Genomic DNA, 5,342 nt, shown 5'->3' with positions numbered 1-5,342 from the left:
AGCGCAGCTCATCGAGCAGCACGCGATCGTAGGGGTCGGCCATCAGCAGCACCAGGGCGTCGTCGCGTGCCAGCAGGGGCAGCACGGACTCCCGCTCAGCCACGGCGCGGGGCACCAGGGCCAGCGAAACCGCGTCGGGCGTGAGGTGCGTGGGGTTCACCATGTATTCGCCCAGCCAGCTGCCGATCACGTGCCGCAGTTGGTCCTGCGTCACGTCGCCGCGGTCCACCAGGATTTGGCCGACCTGGCGCCGGATGCCCTGGCCCTGCTCGGCTTTCTGGGCCTGCAGACCTTCGAGCAGCTTGGTTTCGTTGATGATGCCGGCCTGCAGCAGGGCTTCGCCCAGGTGGCGTGCCTTGCCCACGACGGGGTGGGGCGTGGTGACGAGCCGCCACAGGGCATCCGTATCGTGCGGCGTGAAACACTGCGGGGGCGTCGGGTCGGTGATTTCTTGCATGGGATCGACCTAGGGCCTGTTCACATTCGCGCTGGTTTGCGGTGCGAAGGCGGGAAAGCGTGCCAACGAAACCGCACCGTTCGGTTGCCGCTGGGCGCTGGCCGCGACCGCAACGCAGGGCGCCCGGCGTTTGCCGAATTGCGTTGGAGCACCGCCCAACGAGGGGCTGCTCACTGCAGTTTCATTGCAACACATCTGAAAGCAATTGTGAACCACGCGCGCTGCGGCGGGGCAAAACGCATCGTTTCAGAGGGTGAATTCGTAATCGACGGTAATGGGGGCGTGGTCCGAGAACTTCTCATCCTTGTAGATGTGCTCGGCGCGGGCCAAGGCCGCCAGAGCCGGCGTGGCGAGGTGGTAGTCCAGACGCCAGCCCACGTTGTTGGCATAGGCCTGGCCCCGGTTGCTCCACCATGTGTAGGCGGTGTCGGTGGCGGTGGGTTGTAACTGACGGTAAACGTCTACCAGTCCGCCGCCGGGGTCAGTTGTGTGCAACAACTTTGTCATCCAGGCCCGCTCTTCCGGCAGGAATCCGCTGTTCTTCTGGTTGCTGCGCCAGTTCTTCAGGTCGATCTGCTGGTGGGCGATGTTGATATCGCCGCACAGGATGAATTCTCGCTCACCCTTGGTTGCCATGAGGTGCGGGTGGAAGGCTTCGAGAAAGCGGTATTTGGCCAGCTGGCGCTCTTCGCCCGAGGAGCCGCTGGGGAAATAAGCACTGATGATGGACAGCTTGCGCGCGGGCGTGTCAAAGCGCAGTTCGATATAGCGGCCCTCCGCGTCGAACTCTGGCGAGCCATAACCGGCGATGACGTCGCTGGGCTCGTGGCGGGTGTAGATGCCCACGCCCGAATAGCCCTTTTTCTGGGCGAAATGAAAATGCCCCTGCAGCCCGGCGAGCTGCTCGAAGCGCGTGGCGATATCGGCCGCCTGGGCCTTCACTTCCTGCACGCAAATACAATCCGGCCGCGTGGCCGCGATCCAGCGCTCCACGCCTTTGCTGGCGGCGGAGCGGATGCCGTTGAGATTGAGGCTGGTTAACTTGAACAAGGAATTCCCCATGGTGAATGTTGGCGCGCAAACCCCGGAGCAGGGCCGTCTGGCGCAGGATTTCGTACGTTTTGCCGTGGAGGCGGGAGTGCTGCGGTTCGGGGAGTTCAAGACCAAGGCGGGTCGCATGAGCCCCTACTTCTTCAATGCCGGCCTCTTCGACGACGGGAACAAGCTGGGCCGCCTCGCGGAATTCTATGCAAAAGCCCTGCTGGCCAGCGGGATCGAATTCGACATGGTGTTCGGCCCCGCCTACAAGGGCATTCCCCTGGCTGCGACGGTGGCTGTGGAGCTGGCACGCCAAGGGCGCAATGTGCCCTTCGCCTACAACCGCAAGGAGGCCAAGGACCATGGCGAGGGCGGCACGCTGGTGGGCGCGCCGCTCAAGGGGCGTGTGCTGATCGTGGATGACGTGATGTCGGCCGGCACGGCTGCCCGCGAGTCGATTGCCATCATCCGCGCAGCGGGTGCCGTGCCCCACGCGGTGGCCATTGCACTGGACCGCCAGGAGAAAGCCACCGAGAATGGCCAGGACGTTGCGCACAGCGCGGTGCAGTACGTGCGTCAGCAACTCGGCATGGAAGTCTGTGCCATCGCAACGTTGGCAGACTTATTGCTGTACCTGTCGCAAAAGGGTGGTGGGGCGGAGATGAGCGCGCATCACGAGCGGGTGCTGGCCTATCGCCAGCGTTACGGAGTCAACGAAGGATCATCCAGTTGAGCAGATGGGCGTGGGTCGTAAGCGTTGGGGTGGCGGCCAGTGTGCTGGGGTCTAGCGCGTGGGCGCAGTCCAGTGCGGGCAGCATCTATACCTGTGTCGACCGTCAAGGGCGCCGGCTTACTGCCGACCGTCCCATTGCTGAATGTGTGGACCGCGAGCAGCGCGAGTTAGGCCCCTCGGGCACCGTGCGCCGCCAGATCGGCCCTTCGCTCACCGAGCAGGAGCGGGCCACCCTCGAAGCGCAACGCCGCAAGGAGGCGGAGGAGCGCATCCGCCAGCAGGAAGAGCGCCGCCGCGAGCGCGCGCTCACTGCGCGCTACCCGGACAAGGCCGCCCATGACGTGGAAAGGGCGGCAGCCATCCAGCTCGTGGACGACGTCACGCGCATCGCGGAAAAGCGCGTGACCGATCTTCAGCAGCAGCGCAAGACGCTCGACACCGAGATGGAGTTCTACAAGCGCGACCCGTCCAAGGCGCCCATGGCCTTGCGGCGCAAGATTGCCGAGAACGAGGACGGCATTGAAGAGCAACGGCGCTTCCTGGCAGGGCAGGACCAGGAAAAGCGCCGCATCCACGCACGGTTCGACAGCGAACTGGCACAGCTGCGCAGGCTCTGGGCCGCGCAGCACGCGCCCCTGGCGGGCGCTTCTTCGGAAGTGCCGGTGCCCGCAGCCGCGCGCTGAAAGCGCCGCGGCGGCACAGAACGCGCCGCCGCGCAAGACTAGCCAGCCAGACGTGCGCGCAGCAACTCGTTGACCTGCTGCGGGTTGGCCTTGCCCTTGCTGGCCTTCATGATCTGGCCAACCAGGGCATTGAAGGCCTTGTCCTTGCCAGCGCGGAACTGGGCCACGTTGTCGGCGTTCGCGGCGATCACCTCGTCGACGATCTTCTCCAGCGCGCCGGTGTCGTTCATCTGCTTGAGGCCCTTGGATTCGATGACCGCGTCCACGTCGGCGGATTCACCATTCCACAGTGCGTCAAACACCTGCTTGGCCGCATTGTTGGAGATGGTGCCGTCGGCAATGCGAGCGATCAGTGCAGCGAGCTGCGCTGCAGACACCGGGACCTGCTCCATGCCGATCTCGGCCATGTTCAGGCGGCGAGACACCTCGCCCATGATCCAGTTGCTGGCCAGCTTGGGCTGGCTGCAGGCTTTGGCCACGGCTTCGAAGTAAGCCGCCATGGCCTTGCTCTGCGTGAGCGTGGTGGCGTCGTACTCTGGAAGGCTGTAGTCCGCCACGAAGCGTGCGGCCATGGCACGGGGCAATTCCGCCATCAGCGCACGTTCTTCCTGTACCCACCGCTCCGAAATATGGAGCGGGGGCAGGTCCGGATCGGGGAAGTAACGGTAATCCGCTGCATCTTCCTTGGTGCGCATCGCGCGCGTTTCGCCCGTGTCCGGGTCGAACAACACGGTGGCCTGCTGGATCGCGTGGCCGTCTTCGATCTGCTCGATCTGCCAGCGGATTTCGTAGTCGATGGCCTGCTGCATGAACTTGAACGAGTTCAGGTTCTTGATCTCGCGGCGCGTGCCCAGCGGCTGGCCAGGCTTGCGTACGGACACGTTGGCATCGCAGCGGAAGCTGCCTTCCTGCATGTTGCCGTCGCAGATGCCGATCCAGGTGACGATCTTGTGCAGCTCCTTGGCATAGGCCACGGCCTCTTCGGACGAGCGCATGTCGGGCTCGGTCACGATCTCCAAGAGCGGCGTGCCCGCGCGGTTCAGGTCGATACCACTCTGGCCGATGAAGTCTTCATGCAGCGATTTGCCCGCGTCTTCTTCGAGGTGGGCGCGCACCAGGCGCACGGTCTTCTTCTCGTCACCCAGAAAGAACTCGACCTCGCCGCCCTGCACCACCGGAATCTCGAACTGGCTGATCTGGTAGCCCTTGGGCAGGTCGGGGTAGAAGTAGTTCTTGCGAGCAAAAATGCTCACGGGCGCAATGTGGGAGCCCAGGGCCAGTCCTAATTTGATAGCGCAGGCCACGGCTTCGCGGTTCATCACTGGCAGGGTGCCGGGCAGAGCCAGGTCTACCGCACAGGCCTGGGTGTTGGGCTCGGCGCCGAAGGCCGTGGGGGCGCGGCTGAATATCTTGCTCTGCGTGGCGAGCTGGGTGTGGGTTTCGAAGCCGATGACGACTTCATAACCGTGGATCAATTTGCTGGTCGTCGTCATGTCACAGACCTCCGGGTTGGCGGAGGTGAAAATCGGTGGCTTGCTGCAGGCGATGCGCAGCGTTCAGAAGGCGGGCTTCCTGGAAGTAGTTGCCCAGCAACTGCAGGCCCACGGGCATGCCGCCTTCGCCAAAACCGGCGGGCACGCTCATGCCGGGCAGGCCGGCCAGCGAGCCGGGCAGGGTGAAGATGTCGGCGAGGTAGTCTGCCAGCGGGTCGTTGCCGTGGTCGCCCAGCTTCCAGGCCACCGAGGGGGCCACGGGGCCGGCGATCAGGTCGCAATCCTTGAACGCGTTCTGGAAGTCGTCCGCGATCATGCGGCGGATCTTTTGCGCTTGCAGGTAATAGGCGTCGTAGTAGCCATGGGAGAGCACATAGGCTCCGATCATGATGCGGCGCTTGACCTCGTCGCCAAAGCCTTCGGCGCGCGTCTTCTTGTACATGTCCACCAGATCGGTGTAGTCCTTGGCGCGGTGGCCAAACTTCACGCCATCAAAGCGGCTGAGATTGGACGACGCCTCGGCCGGGGCAATGATGTAGTAGACCGGAATGGACAGCTCGGTGCGCGGCAGGCTGATGGGCACGAGCTTGGCGCCGAGCTTCTCGTATTCCTTGAGCGCCCCATCGACGGCGGCGCGCACATCGGGCGCCAGACCTTCGCCAAAGAACTCGGCGGGAATGCCGATGCGCAGGCCGTCAATGCTGTCGTTGAGCTTCGCGCTGAAGTTCTCGGCAGGCACATCAAGCGACGTGGAGTCGCGGTCCGGGTCGGGGCCGCACATGGCGGACAGCAGCAGCGCGCAGTCTTCGGCCGAGCGGGCCATGGGGCCGGCCTGGTCGAGGCTGGAGGCGAACGCGATCATGCCGTATCGGCTGGCGCGGCCATAGGTGGGCTTGATGCCGGTGATGCCGCAGAACGATGCAGGCTGGCGAATCGAC

Annotated in this window: 5 protein-coding genes and 1 pseudogene; 2 read left to right on the top strand and 4 right to left on the bottom strand. The window is 64.4% G+C overall.

Translation table 11 applies throughout. From position 1 onward, the window contains the following. Positions 1-457 (bottom strand): annotated as a pseudogene (locus tag ACDELDRAFT_RS18705) (type II/IV secretion system protein); the annotation flags it as partial. A gap of 246 nt (positions 458-703) precedes the next feature. Then, positions 704-1,507, bottom strand: a complete 804-nt coding sequence (locus ACDELDRAFT_RS18700) for an exodeoxyribonuclease III (RefSeq protein ID WP_040329897.1) — start codon at positions 1,505-1,507, stop codon at positions 704-706. A 10-nt stretch (positions 1,508-1,517) separates the two neighbouring features. Between ACDELDRAFT_RS18700 and pyrE the strand changes: the two genes are divergently transcribed. Together pyrE and ACDELDRAFT_RS18690 are read left to right on the top strand one after the other, a co-directional pair. After that, positions 1,518-2,228, top strand: coding sequence for an orotate phosphoribosyltransferase (gene pyrE / locus ACDELDRAFT_RS18695; RefSeq protein ID WP_005799576.1), 711 nt, complete (start codon positions 1,518-1,520; stop codon positions 2,226-2,228). Beyond that, positions 2,225-2,911: a DUF4124 domain-containing protein gene (locus ACDELDRAFT_RS18690; protein ID WP_005799575.1), complete on the top strand. Its 687-nt coding sequence runs from the start codon at positions 2,225-2,227 to the stop codon at positions 2,909-2,911. Before pyrE ends, ACDELDRAFT_RS18690 begins: the two co-directional genes overlap by 4 nt. Positions 2,912-2,949: 38 nt before the next feature. Here ACDELDRAFT_RS18690 and gatB read toward each other — a convergent pair whose 3' ends face one another. Together gatB and ACDELDRAFT_RS18680 are read right to left on the bottom strand one after the other, a co-directional pair. Beyond that, entirely contained in the window at positions 2,950-4,404 is a 1,455-nt protein-coding gene (gene gatB, locus ACDELDRAFT_RS18685; protein ID WP_005799574.1) for an Asp-tRNA(Asn)/Glu-tRNA(Gln) amidotransferase subunit GatB, read from the bottom strand. A gap of 1 nt (position 4,405) precedes the next feature. Beyond that, on the bottom strand, positions 4,406-5,342 hold a 937-nt coding region (locus ACDELDRAFT_RS18680), incomplete at its 5' end, for an amidase family protein (protein ID WP_005799573.1).

Origin of the sequence: Acidovorax delafieldii 2AN, from assembly GCF_000175235.1 — a bacterium.
In the GTDB taxonomy this organism is placed as follows: domain Bacteria; phylum Pseudomonadota; class Gammaproteobacteria; order Burkholderiales; family Burkholderiaceae_C; genus Acidovorax; species Acidovorax delafieldii_B.
Note: the sequence above shows the minus strand (reverse complement) of the source record. Positions and strands in the feature narration are given on the sequence as shown.

Coding starts and splice junctions, on each gene's coding strand:
- pyrE (WP_005799576.1), top strand. CDS start 1,518: ATGGTGAATGTTGGCGCGCAAACCCCGGAGCAGGGCCGTCTGGCGCAG.
- gatB (WP_005799574.1), bottom strand. CDS start 4,404: ATGACGACGACCAGCAAATTGATCCACGGTTATGAAGTCGTCATCGGC.